1 protein-coding gene and 1 pseudogene are annotated in these 1,624 nt (G+C 67.9%); one reads left to right on the forward strand and one right to left on the reverse strand.

Annotated features, from left to right (window positions below; translation table 11 throughout):
• Window positions 1-520: MFS transporter (locus tag Ae505Ps2_RS23535; protein WP_212567664.1), on the forward strand; the 520-nt coding region annotated here is incomplete at its 5' end.
• An 868-nt stretch (window positions 521-1,388) separates the two neighbouring features.
• Here Ae505Ps2_RS23535 and Ae505Ps2_RS23540 read toward each other — a convergent pair.
• A pseudogene (locus Ae505Ps2_RS23540) lies at window positions 1,389-1,624 on the reverse strand (IS30 family transposase); the annotation flags it as partial.

Raw genomic sequence — 1,624 nt, forward strand, 5'->3', positions numbered from 1 at the left:
CGTGGTCTGGCTGGCCGGGACCTACATCGCCCCGGAGGGGGTCGCTGCTCCCTATGCCGCGCAGCTCGGCGCCGGGCCGGTCGCCGTCGGGTTGCTCCTGGCCGCCATCCCGGCCGGCAGTGTCGTGGGGGCGATCGTGTTCACGCGTTGGGTCCCCCAGCGAACCCGGGAACGGTGGATGCTCCCGCTCGCCGTGGCCGCCGGCGTTCCGTTGATGGTGAGCGCGCTCGCACCGTCGGTCGCGGCGATCACCGTGTTGTGGGCACTCAGCGGCGCGGCCGTGGCCGCCGCGCTGATCCAGGCACAGGCCGGTTTCGTACGCCGGACCCCGGCCGAGGCGCGAGGGCGCGCGACCGGCCTCGCGGCCGCGGGGCTGATCGGCGCGCAGGGGCTCGGTCTTCTCGCTGCCGGTCTGCTCGCCGAGTGGTCCTCCCCCGCCGTGGCGGTGGCGGTGACCGCCGCGGTGGCCTCGGCGGGGCTCGCAGCCGTGGCCATGTCGCGGCCCGCGCGAGCACTCTGAGGGGCGGGTCGCCACGGACGACTCACGGCTCCCCGCCACCTCATCGACGTCGCGCGTCGCGCCTTCCCCGGCCGGACGTCGCCGGCGCGTGCTTCAGATCCGTACACGGCTACATGTCACGAGTTGCCTCTTCCCGATCTCGGACGGCAGTACCACGTCACCAGTTCCAGTTGCGCACAGCCATCTCTCCTCTCCGCTCGTGTCCGTCGATCACAACGCTCACCAGTTCCAGTTGCGCATCCCGCATTCCCCTTTCCGACGATCCCCGCCGGCGCCGACAGCCGGATGGCTCGACACCCGCCCCGACTCGGTCACCGTCACCAGTTCCAGTTGCGCATCGCCCACACCTCCCCGCCTGCTTCTTCGACCCGTCGTTGCATCCACGCCTCACCAGTTCCAGTTACGCATGTCGACACCTCCCAGACCATCGTGACCAACACGTCGTCGCATTCACCAGTTCCAGTTGCGCACGCTCGCCACCCACCCCTCATCGCAGACACCGTTCCGCTCGACCACTGCAGTCACCAGTTCCAGTTGCGCATTACGCCCCCTTTTCGATGGAGTGGAGAATCTTTACACCGAACCGCGCTCCGTCACCAGTTCCAGTTACGCACGACTCCCCCTCTCCGGGCAGCCCCTTCTGTCGGGTTACTGCGAACGGCCCAGTCGCCGACCGTCCGCCGACGGCGAGCCGCCGAGGCGCCGAGCCCCGCCTCGCGGCGACCTCGACAGGGTAGGCGAGAAGCATCACCACGTCAGCGCCTTAGTTGATCTTGGCAGGTCGTTCGAGCCCGGGTGGCGCCCAGCAGATCGGTGAGAGCGACACGACTGAGCAGGGATGAAACCGCTGGACGACGTCTAGGCGAATTCAGGCGGTCGAAGCATCTAGCTCAACGAGTTCGGCGAATATCTCGGAGGGCTTCTTCCAGTTGTGGATCTTACGGGGTCGGTCGTTGATATCGCAAGCCACCATCGCCAGATACTTCGGGTCCGAGGTGATTTCCGTGCCTTTCGGGAAGTACTCGCGCACGATGCGGTTGAGGTTCTCGTTGCTGCCGCGTTCCCACGGCGAGTGCGGGTGGGCGAAGTACACCGGCATCGACC

This window comes from Pseudonocardia sp. Ae505_Ps2, from assembly GCF_001932425.1.
In the GTDB taxonomy this organism is placed as follows: Bacteria; Actinomycetota; Actinomycetes; order Mycobacteriales; family Pseudonocardiaceae; genus Pseudonocardia.